24 protein-coding genes are annotated in these 22,939 nt (G+C 61.5%); 13 read left to right on the top strand and 11 right to left on the bottom strand.

The window, feature by feature from the left end:
* Positions 1 to 19: 19 nt before the first annotated feature.
* The 6 genes from ACR0IR_RS14370 to sucC all read right to left on the bottom strand — a co-directional run bounded on the left by ACR0IR_RS14370 (position 20) and on the right by sucC (position 7,501).
* Positions 20 to 289, bottom strand: coding sequence for a hypothetical protein (locus ACR0IR_RS14370; RefSeq protein WP_170342918.1), 270 nt, complete (start codon positions 287 to 289; stop codon positions 20 to 22).
* Positions 290 to 291: 2 nt separating this feature from the next.
* A complete protein-coding gene (odhB, locus tag ACR0IR_RS14365) occupies positions 292 to 1,794 on the bottom strand; it encodes a 2-oxoglutarate dehydrogenase complex dihydrolipoyllysine-residue succinyltransferase (RefSeq protein WP_170365394.1) in 1,503 nt (500 codons plus the stop codon).
* A gap of 6 nt (positions 1,795 to 1,800) precedes the next feature.
* Positions 1,801 to 4,755, bottom strand: coding sequence for a 2-oxoglutarate dehydrogenase E1 component (locus ACR0IR_RS14360; RefSeq protein WP_093963489.1), 2,955 nt, complete (start codon positions 4,753 to 4,755; stop codon positions 1,801 to 1,803).
* Positions 4,752 to 5,294: a DUF805 domain-containing protein gene (locus tag ACR0IR_RS14355; RefSeq protein ID WP_170365393.1), complete on the bottom strand. Its 543-nt coding sequence runs from the start codon at positions 5,292 to 5,294 to the stop codon at positions 4,752 to 4,754. Before ACR0IR_RS14355 ends, ACR0IR_RS14360 begins: the two co-directional genes overlap by 4 nt.
* 44 nt (positions 5,295 to 5,338) lie before the next feature.
* Positions 5,339 to 6,223 (bottom strand): succinate--CoA ligase subunit alpha, encoded by an 885-nt coding sequence (gene sucD, locus ACR0IR_RS14350; RefSeq protein ID WP_170365391.1) that lies wholly within the window; start codon positions 6,221 to 6,223, stop codon positions 5,339 to 5,341.
* 84 nt (positions 6,224 to 6,307) lie between these two features.
* Positions 6,308 to 7,501: an ADP-forming succinate--CoA ligase subunit beta gene (gene sucC / locus ACR0IR_RS14345; protein ID WP_170365390.1), complete on the bottom strand. Its 1,194-nt coding sequence runs from the start codon at positions 7,499 to 7,501 to the stop codon at positions 6,308 to 6,310.
* Between the two features lie 372 nt (positions 7,502 to 7,873).
* Between sucC and ACR0IR_RS14340 the strand changes: the two genes are divergently transcribed.
* Positions 7,874 to 8,866, top strand: coding sequence for a zinc transporter ZntB (locus ACR0IR_RS14340; protein WP_170365388.1), 993 nt, complete (start codon positions 7,874 to 7,876; stop codon positions 8,864 to 8,866).
* A 104-nt stretch (positions 8,867 to 8,970) separates the two neighbouring features.
* On the opposite strand, the gene mdh is transcribed toward ACR0IR_RS14340, so the two are convergent.
* A complete protein-coding gene (gene mdh / locus ACR0IR_RS14335) occupies positions 8,971 to 9,933 on the bottom strand; it encodes a malate dehydrogenase (RefSeq protein ID WP_170342201.1) in 963 nt (320 codons plus the stop codon).
* Between the two features lie 160 nt (positions 9,934 to 10,093).
* Between mdh and ACR0IR_RS14330 the strand changes: the two genes are divergently transcribed.
* A complete protein-coding gene (locus ACR0IR_RS14330) occupies positions 10,094 to 10,849 on the top strand; it encodes a sulfite exporter TauE/SafE family protein (RefSeq protein ID WP_170365385.1) in 756 nt (251 codons plus the stop codon).
* Between the two features lie 3 nt (positions 10,850 to 10,852).
* On the opposite strand, the gene ACR0IR_RS14325 is transcribed toward ACR0IR_RS14330, so the two are convergent.
* Complete coding sequence (locus ACR0IR_RS14325) at positions 10,853 to 11,158, bottom strand: hypothetical protein (RefSeq protein ID WP_170365383.1); 306 nt, start codon at positions 11,156 to 11,158, stop codon at positions 10,853 to 10,855.
* 167 nt (positions 11,159 to 11,325) lie between these two features.
* Between ACR0IR_RS14325 and ACR0IR_RS14320 the strand changes: the two genes are divergently transcribed.
* The 11 genes from ACR0IR_RS14320 (at position 11,326) to ACR0IR_RS14270 (ending at position 19,755) form a co-directional block, all read left to right on the top strand.
* Positions 11,326 to 12,183, top strand: a complete 858-nt coding sequence (locus ACR0IR_RS14320) for an HpcH/HpaI aldolase/citrate lyase family protein (RefSeq protein WP_170365381.1) — start codon at positions 11,326 to 11,328, stop codon at positions 12,181 to 12,183.
* A 6-nt stretch (positions 12,184 to 12,189) separates the two neighbouring features.
* A complete protein-coding gene (locus ACR0IR_RS14315; RefSeq protein WP_170343328.1) occupies positions 12,190 to 12,744 on the top strand; it encodes an NnrU family protein in 555 nt (184 codons plus the stop codon).
* 12 nt (positions 12,745 to 12,756) lie between these two features.
* Positions 12,757 to 12,963 carry a DUF1737 domain-containing protein gene (locus ACR0IR_RS14310; protein ID WP_170343327.1) on the top strand — a complete coding sequence of 69 codons (207 nt, stop codon included), beginning with the start codon at positions 12,757 to 12,759 and terminating at the stop codon, positions 12,961 to 12,963.
* A complete protein-coding gene (locus ACR0IR_RS14305; protein ID WP_170365380.1) occupies positions 12,963 to 13,991 on the top strand; it encodes a MaoC family dehydratase in 1,029 nt (342 codons plus the stop codon). Before ACR0IR_RS14310 ends, ACR0IR_RS14305 begins: the two co-directional genes overlap by 1 nt.
* A gap of 60 nt (positions 13,992 to 14,051) precedes the next feature.
* On the top strand, positions 14,052 to 14,714 hold the full coding sequence (locus ACR0IR_RS14300) for a DUF1194 domain-containing protein (RefSeq protein WP_170365378.1): 663 nt from the start codon (positions 14,052 to 14,054) through the stop codon (positions 14,712 to 14,714).
* Between the two features lie 215 nt (positions 14,715 to 14,929).
* On the top strand, positions 14,930 to 15,316 hold the full coding sequence (sdhC, locus tag ACR0IR_RS14295; RefSeq protein ID WP_093963476.1) for a succinate dehydrogenase, cytochrome b556 subunit: 387 nt from the start codon (positions 14,930 to 14,932) through the stop codon (positions 15,314 to 15,316).
* A gap of 11 nt (positions 15,317 to 15,327) precedes the next feature.
* Positions 15,328 to 15,699 (top strand): succinate dehydrogenase, hydrophobic membrane anchor protein, encoded by a 372-nt coding sequence (gene sdhD, locus ACR0IR_RS14290; protein ID WP_093963475.1) that lies wholly within the window; start codon positions 15,328 to 15,330, stop codon positions 15,697 to 15,699.
* Between the two features lie 19 nt (positions 15,700 to 15,718).
* On the top strand, positions 15,719 to 17,524 hold the full coding sequence (gene sdhA, locus ACR0IR_RS14285) for a succinate dehydrogenase flavoprotein subunit (protein WP_170365376.1): 1,806 nt from the start codon (positions 15,719 to 15,721) through the stop codon (positions 17,522 to 17,524).
* Positions 17,525 to 17,536: 12 nt separating this feature from the next.
* Complete coding sequence (locus ACR0IR_RS14280) at positions 17,537 to 18,316, top strand: succinate dehydrogenase iron-sulfur subunit (RefSeq protein ID WP_170365374.1); 780 nt, start codon at positions 17,537 to 17,539, stop codon at positions 18,314 to 18,316.
* A 136-nt stretch (positions 18,317 to 18,452) separates the two neighbouring features.
* A complete protein-coding gene (locus ACR0IR_RS14275) occupies positions 18,453 to 18,593 on the top strand; it encodes a hypothetical protein (RefSeq protein ID WP_170365372.1) in 141 nt (46 codons plus the stop codon).
* Between the two features lie 316 nt (positions 18,594 to 18,909).
* Positions 18,910 to 19,755 carry an urea carboxylase-associated family protein gene (locus tag ACR0IR_RS14270; protein ID WP_170365371.1) on the top strand — a complete coding sequence of 282 codons (846 nt, stop codon included), beginning with the start codon at positions 18,910 to 18,912 and terminating at the stop codon, positions 19,753 to 19,755.
* Positions 19,756 to 19,784: 29 nt separating this feature from the next.
* Here ACR0IR_RS14270 and deoD read toward each other — a convergent pair whose 3' ends face one another.
* The 3 genes from deoD to ACR0IR_RS14255 all read right to left on the bottom strand — a co-directional run bounded on the left by deoD (position 19,785) and on the right by ACR0IR_RS14255 (position 22,912).
* Entirely contained in the window at positions 19,785 to 20,495 is a 711-nt protein-coding gene (gene deoD / locus ACR0IR_RS14265; RefSeq protein WP_170365369.1) for a purine-nucleoside phosphorylase, read from the bottom strand.
* A 17-nt stretch (positions 20,496 to 20,512) separates the two neighbouring features.
* On the bottom strand, positions 20,513 to 20,830 hold the full coding sequence (locus ACR0IR_RS14260) for an H-NS histone family protein (RefSeq protein ID WP_170342178.1): 318 nt from the start codon (positions 20,828 to 20,830) through the stop codon (positions 20,513 to 20,515).
* Between the two features lie 114 nt (positions 20,831 to 20,944).
* The gene (locus tag ACR0IR_RS14255) at positions 20,945 to 22,912 is read right to left on the bottom strand and encodes a protein meaA (RefSeq protein WP_480779130.1); all 1,968 of its coding nucleotides are present in this window, start codon (positions 22,910 to 22,912) and stop codon (positions 20,945 to 20,947) included.
* Positions 22,913 to 22,939 lie beyond the last annotated feature (27 nt).

Genomic DNA, 22,939 nt, shown 5'->3' with positions numbered 1-22,939 from the left:
GGATCGCCTGGGTGCCTGTTCAGACGGGTGTCAGAACCTTCACCTGAATATGCGCGACGCCGCCACGTTCATGGTGCATGGCCAGCTCTTCCGATTCGATGAAGCTCTGGGCCCGGTCCAGATCGGAAATCTCGAACAGGGCAACCGCATGATCGCGCTGTTCGGGGTCTTTCCAGACGTGCAGATCGACAATCCCGGCCGCCTTGCGCATCGGCTTGTCCTCGCGGAACACCTTCAGCCAGGCGTCGAAATCGGCCACGTCGGCCTGCCAGAGTACATGCGTTGCCATGATCACAGATCCATCAGCAGACGGCGCGGGTCTTCCAGCGCCTCTTTCACGCGCACCAGGAAGGTGACCGCGCCCTTGCCGTCGACGATGCGGTGGTCATAGGACAGCGCCAGATACATCATCGGACGGATCTTGATCTCGCCATTGATGACCATCGGACGTTCCTGAATCTTGTGCATGCCAAGAATGCCCGACTGCGGGGGGTTCAGGATCGGCGAGGACATCAGCGAGCCATAGACGCCGCCATTCGAGATGGTGAAGGTGCCGCCCTGCATTTCGGCCATGCTCAGCTTGCCGTCACGGGCGCGTTTGCCCTTCTCGGCGATGGCTTTCTCGATCTCGGCGAACGACATGCGGTCCGCATCACGGATCACCGGAACCACCAAGCCCTGCGGAGTGCCGGCGGCGACGCCCATGTGGACGTAGTTCTTGTAGACGATGTCATTGCCGTCGATCTCGGCATTGACCTCGGGCACCTCTTTCAGCGCGTGGCAGCAGGCCTTGGTGAAGAAGGACATAAAGCCCAAGCGGACGCCGTGCTTCTTCTCGAACTGGTCCTTGTATTGGTTGCGGAGGGCCATCACCTCGGTCATGTCCACCTCGTTGTAGGTGGTCAGGATCGCGGCGGTGTTCTGCGCGTCCTTCAGACGCTTGGCGATGGTCTGGCGCAGGCGCGTCATGCGCACGCGTTCCTCGCGGGCGGCGTCCTCGGCGGCGACGGGCGCGCGCGGGGCTGCGGCCGGTGCCGGGGCGGCCGCGGCCGGGGCAGCGGCGGTTGCGACGGCGCGGGCCACGTCTTCCTTCATGATGCGACCATCGCGGCCGGTACCGGTGACCTGATCGGCCGACAGACCGGCTTCGGCCATGGCTTTTTCGGCCGAGGGCGCATTGGCCACGTCCTTGCCGGTGGCGGCTGCTGCGGGGGCAGGGGCTGCCGCGGCTGGCGCAGCCGGTGCGGTGCCTGCCTCAGCGCCCGAAATCACGGCAAGCTTGGCGGTCGCGTCGACGGTCGCGCCCTCGGGGGCCACGATCTCCGCGAGTACACCCGCAGCCGGAGCCGGGACCTCAACCGAGACCTTGTCGGTCTCCAATTCGCACAGCATTTCGTCCTGTGCGACGGTATCGCCGACCTTCTTGAACCAGGTCGATACGGTCGCTTCGGTGACGGACTCACCCAGTGTCGGAACCATCACGTCGACGCTGCCGCCCGAGGCCGCAGGGGCCGCTGCCGGAGCGGCTTCAGCTTTTGGAGCGGGGGCCGCACCCTCACCGGCCTGGATCGTTGCCAACAGAGCATCAACGCCGACCGTCTCACCTTCGGCGGCTACGATCTCGCCCATCACGCCGGCTGCGGGCGACGGAACCTCGACGGTGACCTTGTCCGTCTCAAGCTCGCACAGCATCTCATCCACGGCGACGGCATCGCCGGGTTTCTTGAACCAGGTTGCGACCGTGGCTTCGGTGACGGACTCGCCCAGCGTGGGAACACGAACTTCAATCGTCATCGTTAATTATCCTTCAATGGTCAGCGCTTCGTTCACCAGCGCTTCTTGTTGGGCTTTGTGTTGGCTGGCCAGACCCGTTGCGGGCGAGGCCGAAGTGGCGCGGCCGGCATAGATCGGCCGGGTATGCTTGGCGCCGATGCGGGACAGGACCCATTCGATATTGGGTTCGATGAACCCCCAGGCGCCCTGGTTCTTGGGCTCTTCCTGGCACCAGACCATCTCGGCCTGTTTGAACCGCTCAAGCTCGTTGATCAGCGAATGGGCCGGGAACGGATAGTATTGCTCGATCCGCAGCAGATAGACGTCGTCGATCCCGCGCGCATCGCGTTCTTCAAGCAGGTCGTAGTAGACCTTGCCCGAACACATCACCACGCGCTTGATCTTGTCGTCGGGCACCAGCTGTGTGTCCGAGTTGCCTTTTTGCGCGTCGTCCCACAGCACCCGGTGGAAGCTGGACCCGGTGGTGAAGTCCTCGGCATTGCTGATCGCCAGCTTGTGGCGCAGCAATGATTTGGGCGTCATCAGGATCAGCGGCTTGCGGAAAGTGCGGTGCAGCTGACGGCGCAGGATGTGGAAATAGTTCGCAGGCGTGGTGCAGTTGGCGACGATCCAGTTGTCCTGGCCGCACATCTGCAGGAACCGCTCCAGTCGCGCCGACGAGTGCTCGGGGCCTTGCCCCTCGAACCCGTGCGGCAGCAGGCAGACCAGACCGGACATGCGCAACCATTTGCTTTCGCCCGAGCTGATGAACTGGTCGAACATGATCTGCGCGCCGTTGGCGAAATCGCCGAACTGGGCCTCCCACAGAACCAGCGCGTTGGGCTCGGCCAGCGAATAGCCGTATTCGAAGCCCAGCACCGCGTATTCCGACAGCATCGAGTCGATCACTTCGTACTGCGACTGTCCGGCGCGGATGTGGTTCAGGGGATAGTAGCGCTCCTCGGTCTCCTGGTTGATGAAGCCCGAGTGGCGTTGGCTGAAAGTGCCGCGGGTGGCGTCCTGCCCCGACAGGCGTACCGGATAGCCCTCGGTCAGCAGCGACCCGAAGGCCAGCGCCTCGCCGGTGGCCCAGTCAAAGCCCTGACCGGTTTCGAACATCTGTTTCTTGTGTTCAAGAAGGCGGCCCACCGTCTTGTGCAGTGCAAAGCCTTCGGGCACCGTCACCAGCGCCTTGCCGACCTCGGCCAAGGTGTCCGGCGTAATTGCGGTGTCACCGCGGACATATTCTTCCTTGTTTTTGTCCAGATGCGACCACCGGCCATCCAGCCAGTCGGCCTTGTTGGGTTTGTAGTCCTTGCCGGCCTCGAACTCGTCGTTCAGATGCGCCTGGAAGGCGGCCTTCATGTCCTCGATCTCGCCCTCGGGGATCAGACCGTCCTTGACCAGCCGCTCGGTGTACAGCGACAGCGTGGTTTTGTGGGTCTTGATCTTCTTGTACATGATCGGGTTGGTGAACATGGGCTCATCGCCCTCGTTGTGACCGAACCGGCGGTAGCAGAAGATGTCGATGACCACATCCTTGTGGAACTTCTGGCGGAACTCGGTCGCGACCTTGGCCGCGTGCACCACCGCCTCGGGGTCGTCGCCGTTCACGTGGAAGATCGGCGCCTCGACCATCAGCGCGATATCGGTCGGGTACGGGCTCGACCGCGAGAAATGCGGCGCGGTGGTAAAGCCGATCTGATTGTTCACGACGATATGCATGGTGCCGCCGGTCTTGTGACCGCGCAGACCGGACAGGCCAAAACCTTCGGCCACGACACCCTGGCCGGCAAAAGCCGCGTCGCCGTGGAGAAGAATGCCCATGACCTTGCTGCGATCGGTGTCGCCAAGCTGGTCCTGCTTGGCGCGGACCTTGCCAAGAACAACCGGGTTCACGGCTTCGAGGTGGGACGGGTTCGCCGTCAGCGACAGGTGCACGGTGTTGCCGTCGAACTCACGGTCGCTGGACGCACCGAGGTGATATTTCACGTCGCCCGACCCATCCACGTCCTCGGGCTTGAAGCTACCGCCCTGGAACTCGTTAAAAATGGCGCGGTAGGGTTTGCCCATCACGTTGGCCAGGATGTTCAGACGTCCGCGGTGCGGCATGCCGATCACGATATCGCTCAGGCCCAGGGCGCCGCCACGCTTGATGATCTGTTCCATCGCCGGGATCAGCGCCTCGCCCCCGTCCAGACCGAACCGCTTGGTGCCCATGTATTTCACATGCAGGAACTTCTCAAAGCCCTCGGCCTCGACCATCTTGTTCAGGATCGCTTTGCGGCCTTCCCGCGTGAACGAGATTTCCTTGCCATAACCTTCGATCCGCTCTTTCAGCCAGGCGGCCTCCTCGGGGTTCGAGATGTGCATGTACTGCAGCGCGAAAGTGCCGCAATAGGTGCGCTTCACGATCTCGACGATCTGGCGCATGCTGGCCATCTGCAGACCCAGCACGTTGTCGATAAAGATCGGCCGGTCCATGTCGGCATCGGTAAAGCCATAGGTCTTGGGGTCCAACTCGGGATGGTTGGTCGCGGCGCGCATGCCCAGCGGGTCCAGATCAGCGGCCAGGTGACCCCGGATCCGATAGGCCCGGATCAGCATCAGCGCGCGGATCGAATCCAGCACCGCGCGCTTGATCTGTTCGTCGCTGACATCAACCCCTGCCTTGGCAGCCTTTTCCTTGATCTTGTTGCCCGCTGCCTTGGCGTCGACCTCGATCCACTCGCCGGTCAGGGCGCCGGTCAGGTCATCATTCGGCATCGGTGGCCAGTCGGTGCGCGCCCACGAAGGCCCTTCGGCCTCTTTCTGGACGTCCGGTGCCGCGTCTCCCATCTGCCGGAAAAACTCGGCCCAGGCCGCATCGATTGCGCCGGGGTCCTTGGTGTACTGGGCGTATAGCTGCTCCAGGTACTCGGCATTGTGCCCCTGCATGAAGCTCGAGGCATGGAAGGCAGAATTGGGCGAGTGTTCGGTCATTGGGTTACCTCATATGGGTTGGGACCGTATTTGTTGGTGCCTGGCTGGCTGGGGCGGGACAGCCACCACAGAACCAGGAGGGGCGACACCAGAAGAACAAGCAGTGTCGGAATGACGATCAGCAGCGTGGCGCGCGTGAACAGGATGTCGAGGCTTCCGCCATGCTGGAAGCTTGAGGCGAGGCCGATGCCGAAGACCAGAACGGCAAAAGCCCCAAGGATCAAAAGGATCGGCAGCAGCGCGTAGAGACCGTTGCGCCCGGTGTCATGCATGCGCCGCCACGCCACGGCCAGATGCGGAATGAACACGATCAGGGACACGATGCTCTGCACCGGCTGGCTGGATGTTGCGGTCACCTCGACTGAGCCTTCGGATTGCACGGTCGTGACCTGCCCGAAGAAATGCCAGTCGATCACCGTGGCGATTGCACTCCAGACCAGAATGAACAGGAAAAAATACCAATACTCGGGGCGAGAGGCCCGCCCCGAGAATGTGAAGTATTTGGAGAAACACGTTTTGACGGCTTCGTTGAAGGTCATGTGTTTCGCTCCGCTGAGGCCAGCCCACGCAAGGGGCCGGCGGTTTACTTGCCGATTGCTTCCAGCACAGCCTCGCCCAGCTGCGCCGGGCTTTCGGCCACGACGATGCCGGCGCTGCGCATGGCTTCGATCTTGTCCTCGGCACCGCCCTTGCCGCCGGCGACGATCGCGCCCGCGTGGCCCATGCGGCGGCCCGGAGGCGCCGTGCGGCCGGCGATGAAACCGGCAACTGGCTTTTTGCGGCCCTTCTTGGCCTCATCCGCCAGGAACTGCGCGGCTTCTTCCTCGGCCGAGCCGCCGATCTCGCCGATCATGATGATCGACTCGGTCTCTTCATCGGCCAGGAACCATTCCAGCACGTCGATATGCTCGGTGCCTTTGATCGGGTCGCCGCCTATGCCCACGCAGGTGGACTGGCCCAGACCCACATCGGTGGTCTGCTTGACCGCCTCATAGGTCAGGGTGCCGGAACGCGACACGACGCCGACCGAGCCACGCTTGTGGATGTGGCCGGGCATGATGCCGATTTTGCAGGCGTCGGGCGTGATGACGCCGGGACAGTTCGGGCCGATCAGGCGCGATTTGCTGCCTTCCAGCGCGCGCTTCACCTTCATCATGTCCAGAACCGGGATGCCTTCGGTGATGCAGACGATCACTTCCATCTCGGCGTCGATGGCTTCGAGGATCGAATCCGCGGCAAACGGAGGCGGCACATAGATCACGGTGGCGTTGGCTTCGGTCACGTGCTTGGCTTCGTGGACCGAGTTGAACACGGGCAGGCCCAGATGCTCCATCCCGCCTTTGCCCGGGGTCACGCCGCCGACCATCTTGGTGCCATAGGCGATGGCCTGTTCAGAGTGGAATGTGCCCTGCGAGCCGGTAAAGCCCTGACAGATCACTTTGGTATTTTCGTCGATGAGGACTGCCATTTGGCGTTCTCCTGTTTTCGGCGGGATCTGACCCGCCAGCATTCATCGGAATGGCGGGCCGCGACCCGCCCTGATTTATCGGGTTCAGCCTTTGACTGCCTTCACGATCTTCTCGGCACCGTCTTTCAGGTTGTCCGCCGCGATCACGTCCAGGCCAGAGGTGTTGATGATCTCTTTGCCTTTTTCGACATTCGTGCCTTCCAGACGCACGACCAGCGGAACCTGCAGGCCGACCTCTTTCACCGCGGCGACCACGCCCTCGGCGATGACGTCACAGCGCATGATGCCGCCGAAGATGTTGACGAGGATGCCTTTGACGTTGGGATCAGACGTGATGATCTTGAACGCCTCGGTCACTTTCTCTTTGGTGGCGCCGCCGCCGACGTCGAGGAAGTTGGCAGGCTCCGCACCGTAAAGCTTGATGATGTCCATCGTCGCCATCGCCAGACCCGCACCGTTGACCATGCAGCCGATCTCGCCGTCCAGCGCGATGTAGTTCAGGTCGTATTTGCTGGCTTCCAGTTCCTTGGGGTCTTCCTCGGTGGTGTCGCGCAGTTCGGCGATGTCGGGGTGGCGGTAGACCGCGTTGCCGTCAAAGCTCAGCTTGGCGTCCAGCACCTTGAGGTCGCCGCCTTCGGCCACGATCAGCGGGTTGATCTCCAGCATCTCCATGTCCTTCTCGACGAAGGCCTTGTACAGGATGCCCATCAGGCGCACGCATTGCTTGATCTGCGCGCCTTGCAGACCCAGCGAGAAGGCGATGCGCCGGCCGTGATACGGCTGGTACCCAGTGGCCGGGTCAACCGAGAAGGACAGGATTTTCTCGGGTGTCGCTGCGGCTACTTCTTCAATGTCCATACCGCCTTCGGTCGAGCACACGAACGAGATGCGGCTGGTCTGGCGATCCACCAGCAGGGCCAGGTACAGCTCGCGCTCGATGCCCGAACCGGCCTCGATGTAAACGCGGTTGACCTGCTTGCCTACGGGGCCGGTCTGGTGGGTGACCAGCGTGCGGCCCAGCATCTTCTTGGCTTCTTCGGCGGCTTCTTCCACCGATTTGGTCAGACGGACACCGCCTTTTTCACCGGCATCGGACTCTTTGAAGTGACCTTTGCCGCGGCCGCCCGCGTGGATCTGTGCCTTGACCACCCAAAGGGGGCCATCCAGTTCACCGGCGGCTGTTTTGGCTTCCTCGGCGCGCAGAACTGCACGTCCGTCGGAGACCGGAGCGCCATAGCTGCGAAGAAGAGCCTTGGCCTGATATTCGTGAATGTTCATCGAAACTGTCCCGTCTGACTGCGATTAGATCGTTATAGGGGTGTCTAGCGGTAAAAATTAAAGGGTTTTCTGTCTGGATCGGGTTATTTGCCGAAGATTTTCAGCATTTGTGATCACACATTTTCGGGGTGTGATCACAAATAAACCGGTGCCGAAAAATGATTCGAGCGAGTCAGAATAGGCTTTGAAAACATATTCGAAGACCGTGTCCGCACCCCGTTTGCGCCAACATTTCCGGTCGCGTTCGAAGCGGCGGGACCGGACCTGCCAGACCTTCGGGGCTTGGCGCATTCTCGCAGGCTGGCTAATCTGACCGCGCCTGTGTGGGTCCGGTTGGGTCGGGCAGGTCAAACATGAACAAGCTCCGAGCAGATGACAGTGTCGAACCCAGATTTCCCCGATGTCATGACCTGGATCTTCGACGGATCCGGCAAAGCTGTGTCACTGGACGCCGATGAATTTGCCAGCTGGAAACCGGCTGGACCGGAGGGGCAGTTCGCTTGGCAACACCTGAGGCTGGAAGCGCAAGGCACGGTTCCGCTTCTACGCGCCGGCGGGCTTGATGAGTTCGTGATCGACGCTCTGACGGCGGACGAGACCCGGCCCCGCTGTACCGTCCATGGCGATGGAGTAATCCTGAACCTGCGCGGAGTGAACCTGCAAGAAGGGCAACCGCCCGAAGACATGATCTCGGTCAGGCTGTGGTTGACGGAGAACAAGATCATCGGTGTCTGGCGCCGCCCCTTGGATGCGGTTGCGGACATGCTGGCGGCAATCGACCGCGGGCAGGCACCGAAATCGCCGGGTGACTTCGTCGCGGGCTTGGCCTTGCGGCTGGCAGATAGGGCCGAGCCTGCGATCACTGATCTGAACGAACGTGTGGATGACCTCGAGGAGGCGCTTCTTGAGGCGAATGCCGAGATTTCCCGGGCCGAGCTGGCGGCGATCCGCAGGTCCTCCATCGTTCTGCGCCGGTATCTGGTCCCCCAGCGCGACGCGCTGACGACGCTCGAGATCGAAGACGTGCCGTGGCTGCAGGCTCACGACCGGTCGCGGTTGCGCGAAGCCTCGGAGCGCATCTACCGGATCGGCGAGGATTTGGCGGCAGTACGGGAACGGGTTCAGATCATACACGATCAGCTGATGGATGAACGGGCCGAACGTATGAACAACCGTATGCTCGTGCTGTCAGTGGTCAGCGCTGTCTTTCTGCCGCTGGGCCTGGTGGCGGGTGTTCTGGGGATCAATGTCGGTGGCATTCCCGGCGCCGAAAGTCCGCATGCGTTCTGGGTCGTTTGCGCCTTGCTGGTCGCACTTTGCGGGTTGCTTCTGGGAGTAGCCAGGTGGCTTGGGATGTTCCGGTAGAACTCGAAGGATCAAAAGAAATGCCCCGCCGGCTGGAGCCAGCGGGGCAGGGTGTCATGTTTTTGGCCGGATCTTTGGTGGGGTCCAAAGATCCGATCAATGTATCAGGCCAATGAGCTGTCGATGCCCTTGCAGGCCTCGATCAGACCTTTCACGGCGTTGACCGAATTGTCGAAACCGGCCTGCTCTTCTTCATTGAGCTGGATGTTGACGACCTTTTCGATGCCGCCGGCGCCGATCACGGTCGGGACGCCAACATACATGCCCTTCACGCCCAACTCGCCATCGCAATAGGCGGCGCAGGGCAGAACGCGCTTCTGATCCTTCAGATAGGCTTCGGCCATTTCGATCGCCGAGGTTGCAGGCGCGTAGTAGGCCGATCCGGTCTTCAGCAGGCCGACGATCTCGGCGCCGCCGTCACGGGTGCGCTGTACGATGGCGTCCAGCTTCTCCTGCGTGGTCCAGCCCATCTTGACCAGGTCGGGCAGCGGGATGCCCGCAACGGTCGAATAACGAACCGACGGTACCATCGTGTCGCCATGGCCGCCCAGAACGAAGGCGGTGACGTCTTTCATCGACACGTCGAACTCTTCGGCCAGGAAGTGGCGGAAACGGGCCGAGTCCAGCACGCCGGCCATGCCGCAGACCTTGTTGTGGGGCAGGCCCGAGAATTCGCGCAGCGCCCAGACCATCGCGTCCAGCGGGTTGGTGATGCAGATGACGAAAGCGTCGGGTGCATTGGCGGCGATGCCTTCACCGACCGACTTCATGACCTTCAGGTTGATGCCCAGCAGGTCGTCGCGGCTCATGCCCGGTTTGCGCGGCACACCGGCGGTCACGATGCAGACATCGGCACCGGCGATGTCCTCGTAGGACTGGGTGCCTTTCAGCTTGGCGTCAAAGCCCTCGGACGGGCCGGATTCGGCGATGTCCAGCGCCTTGCCTTCCGGGATGCCCTCGGCGATGTCGAACAGAACGACATCCCCCAGTTCCTTCATTGCTGCGAGGTGGGCAAGCGTGCCCCCGATCTGACCTGCGCCAATCAGCGCGATCTTGGGTCTGGCCATTTGGATTGTCTCCGGTCGGTTTTGAAATCGCGGTTTTGCTAGTCGCTAAAACGCCGTTGCGCAAGGGTTCTGCGGCGCGGCATGCGACCGCATACCGTTTGCCTGCCCCCTGCCGGTTGCGCTAAACCACCCACAGGACAAGCCGTTTCGGGGCCGCCGCATGGTTGAATTGAACCTGATGTTTTTTGCCGTGGCGATCCCGGCCGTGATCTTTGCGGGCATTTCCAAGGGCGGCTTCGGCTCGGGCGTGGCGTTTGCGTCGTCGTCGATTCTGGCGCTGATCCTCGATCCGGGGCGGGCGCTGGCGCTGATGTTGCCGATCCTGATGGTGATCGACCTGGCCACCCTGCGCCCCTACTGGAAACGGTGGAACTGGCCCGACGCGCGTCTGCTGATGCTGGGGGCGGTGCCGGGCGTGGCGCTGGGCGCGCTGCTGTACCGGGCGACCGACGAAGACCTACTGCGCCTGCTGATCGGCGGCATCTCGGTGGGCTTCGCGGTCTGGCATATCGCCCAATCCCGCGGCTGGGTGCGCGGTTTCGCCAACCGCCTGCCGCCCCCGGCCGGGCTGTTCGCGGGGCTGGTCGCCGGGTTCACCAGCTTCGTCAGCCACGCCGGCGGCCCGCCCGCCGCCGTCTACCTGCTGTCGCAACGCCTGACGAAGACCGAGTTCCAGGCCACCACCGTGCTGGTCTTCTGGGTCATCAACATCGCCAAGTTCGTCCCCTACGCCTATCTGGGCATGTTCACCCTGCAGACCGCCTGGGCCGATCTGCTGCTGACCCCGTTCGCCATCCTCGGCGCCTGGCTGGGCGTGCGTGCCCATTGGATGATGTCCGAGCGGCTGTTTTTCGGCATCGCCTATGTGCTGCTGACCCTGACCGGGTCAAAGCTGATCTGGGATGCGTTGACCTGACTGTCAGGCGTTGGGCGGCAGCGCCTCGGCCAGAACCTCATAGGCCTCGCCGGCCGCGATCAGGCAGGTCAGCCCGTTGGGCAGGGTCACGGTGATCGTCCAGGTGCCGGTTTCGTCCGAGGCGAAGACCTCCATCACCGTACCCTGCCGCGCCATGCCGATGCCGCGCCGGGTCTCGCCATAGGTCTCGGCCAACCGCTGCAACACGTCCGGCCGCGGCGCACAGTTCGGCGTTTGCGCCTGCACCTGCTGCGCCGCCAGCACCATGAGGCCCAGCCCCATCGTCATTTGAAACAAACGCTTATCCATTTCCGGCCCCTTTGCCTGTTGACCGGATCAAGGCTGCCGGAACCCTCTGCAATTGCGGTAAAACCACCGCGCGTTGCGTCACATGCTGCAATGCGGCGATTTGGGTCTTGAAGTTTCCGGCAAAAAATGCCCCATTCTGCGCAACTTTATTTCAACGAGAGGTTCCCATGGACCCGCGCCAGCGCCCCTACCGATCCGTTCTCTACATTCCCGGCTCCAAGGAACGGGCGCTCGACAAGGCGCGCACGCTGCCGGTCGATGCCATTATCTTCGACCTGGAAGACGCGGTTGCCGCCGATGAAAAAGAGAACGCACGCGAAACGCTCAAGGCCGCGCTGGCGACGGGCGGATACGGCCCACGCGTCAAGATCGTTCGAATCAACGGTCTGGACACCGACTGGGGCCGTGCCGATGCCGAGGCCGTGCGCGAGATGGATGCCGACGTGGTGCTGCTGCCCAAGGTCAACTCGGCCGCCGACGTGGATGCGCTGGCCGCGATCACCGGCGACCTGCCGATCTGGGCGATGATGGAAACCCCGCGCGGGATGCTGAACGCGGCCGAGATCGCGGCGCATCCGCTGATGGCGGGTTTTGTCTTGGGCACCAATGATCTGGCGAAAGAATTGCAGACCCGCTTCCGCCCTGACCGCCTGCCGCTGATGACCTCGCTTGGCCTGTGCCTGCTGGCCGCCAAGGCCGAGGGGCTGGTGATCGTCGATGGCGTCTACAACGCCTTCAAGGATACCGAAGGTCTGGCCGCCGAATGCGCGCAGGGCCGCGACATGGGCTTTGACGGCAAGACCCTGATCCACCCCGCGCAGGTCGAGACCGCCAATACCGCCTTCGCCCCCTCCGAGGCCGAGATCGACTTGGCCCGCCGCCAGATCGTCGCTTTCGAAGAGGTCGAGACCAAAGGACAGGGCGTTGCCGTGGTCGACGGCAAGATCGTGGAAAACCTGCACGTTGTAACTGCCCGCGAAATTCTGGCAAAAGCAGAGGCGATATCAGCTTTGCAAGCGGGGTAAGCCAGCATGGGCTTCGTTCTTCTCATTCTCGGCGTGGCGCTTTGGTGGGCCGCGCATCTGTTCAAACGCCTGATGCCCGCGCGCCGCGCGGCCATGGGCGATGCCGGAAAGGGCGCCGTCGCAGGTGCGCTGGTCGTGTCGATCCTGTTGATGATCTTCGGCTATCGCATGACCGATTTCATCCATGTCTGGGCGCCGCCCAGCTTCATGATCCACATCAACAACCTGCTGGTGCTGATCGCGATCTGGATGATGAGCCCGGCCGGAACCAAGGGCCGACTGCTGAACAAGGTGCGTCATCCGATGCTGGGCGGGTTCAAGCTCTGGGCCTTTGCGCATCTGCTGGTCAATGGTGATCTGGCGTCGATCATCTTGTTCGGCGGCCTGTTGGCCTGGGCCGTGGTCGAAGTGATCGTCATCAATAAATCCGAGCCCGACTGGACCCCGGGCGAGCCGGGGACGCTGGGCAAGGACGCGATGTTCTTCGTGGCCTCGATCGTGCTGCTGGGCATCATCGGCTACATTCATGGGCTGGTCGGCCCGTCTCCGTTCCCGGGCTAGGCAGGTGATGTGATGGCAAAACTTTATCGACTGCTGACTGAAGAGGACACCTCGGACTTCTGCCACAAGGTGTCCGAGGCGCTGGCCAAAGGGTGGGAGCTGCACGGCTCTCCGGCCTATGCGTTCGATCCGTCCACCAGCAAGATGCGCTGTGCGCAGGCCGTGACCAAGGAGGTCGCGGCCGACTATTCCCCTGACATGAAACTGGGACAGCAATAATGGCAAAGACCAATCCGGGCCGCTTTTTCGAGGATTACTCCATCGGGCAGGTGCTGCACCACGCGGTGCCGCGCACCGTGACGGTGGGCGAGCGCGCGCTCTATCATGCGCTCTATCCCGCCCGCCACGCGCTCTATTCCTCGGACGAGTTCGCCCGGAGCTGCGGCCTGCCGCAAAGCCCGATCGACGATCTGGCCGCGTTCCATGTGGTGTTCGGAAAGACGGTCCCGGATGTGTCGCTGAACGCGGTCGCGAACCTGGGCTATGCCGAGGGTCGCTGGCTGCAGCCGGTCTATCCCGGTGACACCTTGCGATCGGAAACCGAGGTGATCGGCCTGAAACAGAACTCGAACGGCAAGACCGGCGTGGTCTGGGTGCGCACGCGCGGCCTGAATCAGCGCGACGAAGTGGTGATCGAATATGTGCGCTGGGTGATGGTGCGGAAATCGAACCTGGATGCGCCGGCACCCGAAACCGTGGTGCCGGACCTGAAAAAGGCGCTGGAGCCCGGCGACCTCGTGGTGCCGAACGGGCTGGATTTCAGCAAATACGACTTTGCTCTGGCCGGAGAACCGCACCGCTGGGGAGACTACCAGATCGGGGAAACCATCGACCATGTCGACGGCGTGACCGTGGAAGAGGCCGAGCACATGCTGGCCACCCGCCTGTGGCAGAACACCGCCAAAGTGCATTTCGACCTGACTTTCCGCCCCGACGGTCGGCTGATCTATGGCGGCCATGTGATTTCGATGGCGCGGGCCCTGTCCTTCAACGGACTGGCCAACGCGCAGATGATCGTAGGTCTGAACGGCGGAGCCCACGCCAACCCCTGTTTCGCGGGCGACACCATCAAGGCGTGGTCCGAAGTGGTGGACAAGGCCGAAACCGGGGTTCCCGGCGTGGGTGCGATCCGGTTGCGACTGGTGGCGACCAAGGGTGGCGAGCCCTTTGCCCTGCGCGGCCCGGATGGAAAATACAGCCCCGACGTCCTGCTGGATCTGGACTATTGGGCGCTGATGCCGATCTGAACGGGCTGACCCCCACAGTCTTGTGATCCCGACCGGGCCGAACCGTGCTAGGTTCGGCTCATGTCTTATCTGCGTATCCTTGCTGCTGCGCTCTGCCTTGCCCGCCCGGCGTCGGCCTGCGATCTGGCGCTGGCGCTGGCCGTGGATGTGTCCGGATCGGTCGACAGTTCGGAATACCGCATCCAGATGGATGGCCTGGCGGCCGGACTGCGCGACCCGGTCGTGTCCGAGGCGCTGGTGCGCGGCAAGGCCCGTTTGATGCTGGTGCAATGGACCGGGACCTCGCGGCAGCGGATCACAATCCCCTGGACCAAAATTGACGGGTTCGACGCACTGGATACGTTTGCCGCAAAAGTGTCTGCCGATCCGCGTGTCTGGCGGAACTTTTCGACCGCGATCGGTGAGGCGCTGGAAATGACCGTGAACAGCTTTCTCGAGGTGCCTGAGTGTAAGCGTCATCTGATCGACATCTCCGGGGACGGCGTCTCGAACGAAGGGGTCGAGCCGACCGAGATCCGAGACCTTTTGCGCCGTCAGGGGATCACGGTGAACGCAATTGCGATCGAGGAGAGCGAACCAGACCTGACGGCCTATTTCTTTGAAAACGTCATAGTCGGCGAAGGAGCCTTCGTCGTATCGGCTGCCGGTTTCAAGGACTATCCCGAACGGATCCGAAAAAAACTTCTGCGTGAAGTCACGCGGCAGACTGCAGATATGCGCTGAGCGCGGAAAGATTCGTGATCACATTGCTTGACCCTTGAAAACGCTAACATTGGGGGGTTGGAATGCTTTTTGTGATCACGAGAATATTTTGTGTGATCACGTTTCTGAATTATCGGCTGAATTGCGGGTGATTTGATCTTTTTTGCGCGCGCAGCGCGTGACAGGGTCGCAAAATGGAGTAAAAACTTCGGTAGCCAACCTCAAAAGGAGCCGCCATGGCCGATGTCAATCGGGGGAACCGCCCGCTATCGCCGCATCTGTCGATCTATCGTCCGCAGTTGACCTCTGTCACTTCCATCCTGACCCGGATCACCGGCAACGCCATGTTGTTGGCCGCGCTGTTGATCGTCTGGTGGTTCCTGGCCGCAGCCACGTCGCCCGAAGCCTTTGATCGCGCCAATGGTGTGATCACGTCGCTCCTCGGGGACTTGGTCATGGCACTGTCGCTTTGGGGTCTTTGGTACCACACGCTGGCCGGCATCCGGCACCTGATCTGGGACAACGCGATCGGACTGGATATCCCGACAGCCTACAAGCTGGGCTGGGCGGTTGTGATCGGCTCTTTCGTGCTGACTTTCCTGACACTGTTGATCGTTGCCTGAGGGAGGCTGACATGCGTTATCTTACCGACCGCAAACGCGCCGTAGGCCTGGGATCGGCCAAGTCGGGCACCGAACATTTTTGGGCGATGAAGGTCAGCTCGGTTGCGCTGCTGATCCTTGTCCCGCTTTTTGTCTTCACATTCGGCCCCACGCTGGGACAGCCCTTTGACGTGGTGCTGGACTATTACTCGCGGCCATTCCCGGCAATCGTGGCGGCCCTGACGCTGGCCGTCGGGTTCAAGCATTTCGCTGATGGTGCCCAGGTGATGATCGAGGACTATGTGCACGGCACAATGGAAAAGGTTCTGATCATTCTCGTCAAGTGTCTCTCATATGGCGCCGCGGCGGCAGGTATCTTCGCCGTCGCCCGCATTGCCCTCTAACACCCCGGAGCTGAATGAAATGGCTGCTTACGAATACGAAACGCACGAATATGACGTGGTCGTGGTCGGCGCCGGTGGGGCCGGTCTGCGTGCCACGCTGGGCATGGCCGAACAAGGTCTGCGCACCGCTTGCGTAACCAAGGTTTTTCCGACCCGCTCGCACACCGTTGCGGCGCAGGGTGGCATTGCGGCGTCGCTGTCGAACATGGGCCCCGACCATTGGCAGTGGCACATGTATGACACCGTCAAGGGCTCGGACTGGCTGGGTGACACCGACGCGATGGAATACCTGGCGCGCGAAGCACCCAAGGCCGTCTATGAGTTGGAGCATTACGGTGTGCCGTTCTCGCGCACAGAAGAAGGCAAGATCTACCAACGTCCCTTTGGTGGCCACACGACCGAATTCGGTGAAGGCCCTGCAGTTCAACGTACCTGTGCCGCTGCCGACCGGACCGGTCACGCGATCCTGCACACGCTGTACGGGCAGTCACTGAAGAACAACGCGGAATTTTACATCGAATATTTCGCCATCGACCTGATCATGTCCGAAGACGGGCAGTGCCAAGGCGTTGTCTGCTGGAAGCTGGACGACGGTACCATGCACGTCTTCAATGCCAAGATGGTGGTGTTGGCCACTGGTGGTTACGGCCGCGCTTATTTCAGCGCAACCTCGGCCCACACCTGCACCGGCGACGGCGGCGGCATGGTGGCCCGTGCCGGCCTGGCCTTGCAGGACATGGAGTTCGTGCAGTTTCACCCGACCGGCATCTACGGCTCGGGCTGCCTGATCACCGAAGGTGCCCGCGGCGAAGGCGGATATCTGACCAACTCGGAAGGTGAACGGTTCATGGAGCGCTACGCGCCCCAATACAAGGACCTCGCACCGCGCGACTATGTCTCGCGTTCGATGACCATGGAAATCCGCGAAGGGCGCGGCGTCGGTCCCGAAGGCGACCATATTCACCTGAACCTGAGCCATCTTCCGGCCGAAGCCCTGCACGAGCGTTTGCCGGGCATCTCGGAAAGCGCAAAGATCTTCGCCGGCGTGGATGTCACCAAGGAACCGATCCCGGTTCTTCCGACGGTGCACTACAACATGGGCGGTATTCCGACCAACTATTGGGGCGAGGTGTTGAACCCAACCGCCGACGATCCGAACGCTGTCGTGCCCGGCCTGATGGCCGTGGGCGAAGCTGGTTGCGCTTCGGTTCACGGAGCGAACCGGTTGGGGTCGAACTCGTTGATCGACCTCGTGGTCTTTGGCCGCGCCGCGGCGATCCGGGCGGGCAAGGTCGTCGACCCCGAAACGCCCAACCCGGTCCTGAACCAGGCCTCGGTCGACAAGGCGTTTGATCGGTTCGATGCGGTGCGCAATGCCAGCGGTGCAATCCCGACGGCCGATCTGCGGCTTGAGATGCAGAAAACCATGCAGGCGGATGCTGCGGTGTTCCGGACGGCCAAGACCCTGGCCGAAGGGGTCGAGAAGATGACCGCAATCGCGGCCAAGATGGAGGACATCAAGGTCACGGATCGCAGCTTGATCTGGAACAGCGACCTGATGGAGACGCTGGAACTGACCAACCTGATGCCCAACGCGCTTGCCACAATCGTCGGCGCCGAAGCGCGGAAGGAATCCCGCGGCGCTCATGCACACGAAGACTTCACCGAGCGCGATGACGAAAACTGGCGTGTTCACACCGTGTCCCGGGTTGACGGGAACAAGGCCGAACTCAGCTATCGCCCGGTCATCGTCGATCCGCTGAGCACCGAGGCTGAAGGCGGTATCAGCCTTGAAAAGATCGCGCCCAAGGCGCGGACATTCTGAGGAGAGGAACACATGGTCCAACTGACCCTCCCTACGAATTCCCGGATTACGACGGGCAAGACCTGGCCGAAACCGGAAGGCGCGAGCAACGTGCGTAAGTTCCAGATCTACCGCTGGAATCCGGATGACGGGCAGAACCCTCGGGTCGACACCTATTTCGTCGACATGGACGATTGCGGGCCGATGGTTCTGGATGCGCTGATCTACATCAAGAACAAGATCGACCCAACCCTGACCTTCCGCCGGTCGTGCCGCGAGGGGATCTGCGGTTCCTGCGCGATGAACATCGACGGGATCAACACGTTGGCCTGCATCTACGGCATGGACGAGATCAAGGGCGACGTGAAGATCTACCCGCTGCCGCACATGCCGGTGGTCAAGGACCTGATCCCGGATCTGACACATTTCTATGCGCAGCACGCTTCGATCATGCCGTGGCTGGAGACCAAGACCAACCGCCCTGCAAAAGAATGGAAGCAGTCGATCGAAGACCGAAAAAAACTGGATGGTCTTTACGAATGCGTCATGTGCGCCAGCTGCTCGACCTCGTGCCCCAGCTATTGGTGGAATGGCGACCGGTACCTTGGCCCCGCCGCGCTGCTGCATGCCTATCGCTGGATTATCGACAGCCGCGACGAGGCCACGGGCGAGCGTCTGGATCAGCTTGAGGATCCGTTCAAGCTGTATCGGTGCCATACGATCATGAACTGCGCAAAGACCTGCCCCAAGGGTCTGAACCCGGCCAAGGCGATTGCCGAGATCAAGAAGATGATGGTCGAACGCGCAGTTTGAACGATGACAACCAACGTGCTTGCCGCGTTGCGGCAAGTGCATGGCCCACATGCGAAATCATTGGATGTGGGCCGCCCCGGCCAAGACTATGTTCGGTATCGGGGAGGAGTGACGGATTGGAAACAGGATCACTCCGATGAAGAACGAATCCAAAAAAACAGACGCAGCCAAAGCCTTCGAATATCTTGAGCAAGCCTGGGCCTACTACGAGCCCGAGCCGGTCAAGCCTGCAAAAGATGCAGAGCCGGAGCTGTTTGAATACGCCAACGCGGCTTGAGTTTACCAAGCCAAGTCTTGAGTCCCGGCGCATATTGCGCGAAGCAGGGGAATGCCTGTTCTTCTGCTTTTGCTCGGCGCCGGCGTGTTCGCCTATTTCGTCTGGCGTTCACGCACGTCTTCTTTGACCCGGGACTGCCGGTGGCGGCAGCACAGGCAAGCCGGCACGTGGAGTTGTGCGTATTGCGGGGCGGTTTCCGTCTCCGAGACGCAGCCCACGCGATGCGAACGGAAATAAGCCTCTTTACCTGAGGGAAACGGGGTTTTCCCAAAGGTCATTCTGGGTCAATCTGCGCAAAACAGCGGAAAGATGCAGAATGCCAAATCCTCCTTCGGATGCCGCCACCCGCCGTGGGATCGCTCCGGTCATTTGCTACCCAAATGACACCCTGCCCAGCGTTGACCTTGACCTGCTGCTGGACGCCCGAAAGAGCGCGCGAAAGACAGCCGAAGTTCTGGTGCCGCCACGTGATGCCCGTTGCTTTGAGGTGCCGACCGGACACTTCTTTCGGATCACCTCAGTCGAAGGCCCGCAGGTCGGCGACCTGAACCTGTGGAACCTGCACGACCTGAACGAACGTTTCTATTCGGGCAAGACGCGTGCATTGCATGGCACCCATGTCACGACCGGCGAGCGACTATGGTCCAGCTTTCCCTTTCTGCGCCCGATGGCCACGATCGTTGCGGACACCTTGGACTGGTACGGAATCGATCAATACGGCGGGTCGGTGCATGACGTGATCGGAACGCGTTGCGATCCCTATACCGGAAACCTGCTGTCGGGCACTCAATACCATCATTGCTGTCACTCCAACCTGACCCGGGCGCTGGCTGACCATTCTGGTCTGGAAATTCCGGCAGCCGAGCGTTTGGTGCACGACGTGTTGAACGTATTCATGTGCACCGGCTTTACCCGCGATACGGGGCAGTATTTCATGAAGGCTTCACCGGTTCGACCGGGTGACTATTTGGAGTTCTTCGCGGAAATCGACCTTCTGGGTGACCTCAGCGCCTGTCCGGGTGGGGATTGTTCGTCCGAGCATTCGTCGGATACGGCCGCCTGTCACCCGCTGTTGGTCGAGATTTTGGAACCTGCCGAAGGCACGCTGAGCGGATGGCAAAGTCCGGCGCCCAATGGCTATGACCGTACGCATGGGCGCTGAGGCCCGGGGGTGACCCGGGCCGGTTCGTGTCAGGCGTTCGGGAACGCGGCCTGCAGTGCGATTTCCACCATGTCACCAAAGCTGCTCTGGCGCTCGGACGAGGGCAGAGCCTCGCCGGTCAGAAGGTGATCGGACACGGTCAGAACTGCCAACGCCCGGCATTTGTGCCGCGCGGCCAGGATGTACAGCTCGGCGGCCTCCATTTCGACACCCAGGATTCCGTGACGCACCATCTGTTCGTTCAGGTCGGGGCGTTCGTCATAGAAAACGTCAGACGAGTAGATGCCGCCGATATGGGTTGCCGTGCCCTTGGCCTCGGCTGCCTTGGCGGCGGCCTGCAGCAGGCCCCAATCTGCACAAGGCGCAAAGTTGAGCTCTTTCATGATGCCCCGGGACGGGGTGCTGAGTGTCGTTGACGTCATGGCCAGGATAACATCCCGGACCTTCACGTTTTCCTGCATGCCGCCGCAAGACCCGATGCGGATCAGGGTTTTTGCACCGTAGTCCCGGATCAGTTCATTTACGTAAATGGACATCGACGGCATTCCCATTCCGCTGCCCTGAATGGTGACCGGGTTTCCTTTCCATTCGCCGGTGAAACCCAGCATCCCGCGGACATCGTTGATTTGCCGCACATTGCTCAGAAAAGTTTCGGCGGCCCATTTCGCACGATACGGATCACCCGGCAAAAGCACGGTCTCGGCGATTTCGCCTTTTTCGGCGCCAATGTGAATTGTCATTTTGATACTTTTCCCGCTCAGATTTCCAGATCGGAAATATCTGCCCCGGCTTTCAGCGCTTCGTGGACCCATTTCGGCTTACGCCCACGCCCCGTCCAGGTTTGCGCCGGATCGGCCGGATTGCGATATTTTGCTTTGGCTTTCGATCCCTTGCCGGACCGCGTGGGCTGAGATGCCAAGTCGGACAAGGAAAACCCGTAAGCGGCAGCTGCTTTTTCAGCGGCCATCAATGCTTCCTGACGTTCTCTGGCCTCAGCGTTTTCCAGCGCCTTGTCGACCTGATCGCGCAATTCAAGCAATTCCTTACGCGACAGCTTGTCCAGATTTATGCCCATTGTCGTTCTCCGTACCCACCTGATTCATTTTTTACTCATCAGGCAACGTTACGGAGAATCCCAATCAATGGCCATTCTTTAAACGAAATGGGCAATGGAATTAATTTTGGGCGATTATTCCGCGGCCAGCGTTTTTGGATCGGCCAGCAAAACGATATCCCCCATTATGGCATTCAGCTCGAAATTCTTGGGCGTATAGACCTTGGCAACACCCATTGATCTGAGACGATCCGCGTCTTCGTCCGGGATGATGCCTCCGACGACAACCGGAATATCACCCAGACCCGCTTCTCGCAGGCGTGTCATCACTTCCTGAACCAGCGGCAGATGGCTGCCGGATAGGATCGACAGGCCGATCACATGGGCTTGCTGCTCGATGGCCGAAGCCACGATTTCCTCGGGGGTCAGCCGTATGCCGTCATATGTGATGTCCATGCCGCAATCGCGGGCGCGGAAGGCGATCTGCTCGGCGCCGTTGGAATGGCCGTCCAGCCCCGGCTTGCCGACCAGGAATTTCAGACGACGCCCCAGGCGGTCGCTGACAGCATCCACCGCCGCGCGCAGGTCGTCCAAGCCTTCGGTCTTGTTCGACACAGAGCCCGAAACGCCCGTCGGGCCACGATAGGTGCCAAAGACGCGGCGCATCTCTTCGGCCCATTCGCCGGTGGTGACACCGGCCTTGGCCGCGGCGATCGAGGGCTCCATGATGTTGGCACCCGATTGCGCCGCGGCGCGCAGATCGGACAGAGCCGCGGCCACGGCGGCCTCATCGCGGGCGGTACGCCAGTCGTTCAGGCGGTCGATCTGTTCCTGTTCGACCGCAGGGTCGACGACCATGATCCCGCCATCCTCGGTCTGCAGCGGCGAAGGCTCACCCTCGGTCCAGCGGTTCACGCCGACGACGATGGTCTCGTTGCGCTCGATCCGGTTGAGACGTTCGGCGTTGGAATCCACCAGCCGCGATTTCATGTAGTCGATCGCCGCAACGGCACCGCCCATCGACTCCAGATTGGCCAGTTCAGCCCGGGCGCCCTGCTTCAGCTCCTCGACCTTGGCATCGACCACCGGGTTGCCGTCGAACAGGTCGTCATATTCCAACAGGTCGGTCTCATATGCCAGGATCTGCTGCATCCGCATCGACCATTGCTGGTCCCACGGGCGCGGCAGGCCTAAAGCCTCGTTCCAGGCGGGCAACTGCACCGCCCGGGCGCGTGCCTTTTTCGACAGGGTCACGGCCAGCATCTCGATCAGGATGCGATAGACGTTGTTCTCGGGCTGCTGCTCGGTCAGGCCCAGCGAGTTGACCTGAACACCATAGCGGAATCGGCGGAACTTGGGGTCTTCCACGCCATAGCGCTGTTGAAGGATTTCGTCCCAAAGGTCGACGAAGGCCCGCATTTTGCACATTTCGGTGACAAACCGGATGCCCGCATTCACGAAAAACGAGATGCGGCCGCACAGCGCCGGAAAGTCCTCGGCCGGAACGCGGGGGCGCAGCTCGTCCAGTACCGCGATGGCGGTGGCCAGCGCATAGGCCAGCTCCTGCTCGGGCGTCGCGCCGGCCTCTTGCAGGTGGTAGGAACACACGTTCATCGGGTTCCATTTCGGTACGTTCGAATAACAATACTCGGCCACGTCCGCGATCATCTTCAGTGAAGGTTTGGGCGGGCAGACATAGGTGCCGCGGCTCAGGTATTCCTTGATCAGGTCGTTCTGCACCGTGCCCTGTAGCTTGGACACATCGGCGCCCTGTTCCTCGGCCACCGCGATATACAGCGCCAGCAGCCAGGGGGCCGTGGCGTTGATCGTCATCGAGGTGTTCATCTGCTCCAGCGGGATCTGGTCGAACAGCACCCGCATGTCGCCCAGGTGGCAGACGGGCACCCCGACCTTGCCGACCTCGCCCCGGGCCAGGGTGTGATCGCTGTCATATCCGGTTTGCGTCGGCAGATCGAAGGCCACCGACAGACCGGTCTGCCCTTTGGCCAGGTTGGATCTGTAAAGCGCGTTCGAGGCTTTGGCCGTGGAATGACCGGCATAGGTTCGGATGAGCCAGGGGCGGTCTTTCTGCGTCTGCGTCATGGTCAGAGCCTCATGCGTCGATGGGTA

This window comes from Ruegeria sp. CF2 (genome assembly GCF_056537385.1).
This window is presented reverse-complemented; position numbering and strand designations above follow the sequence as displayed.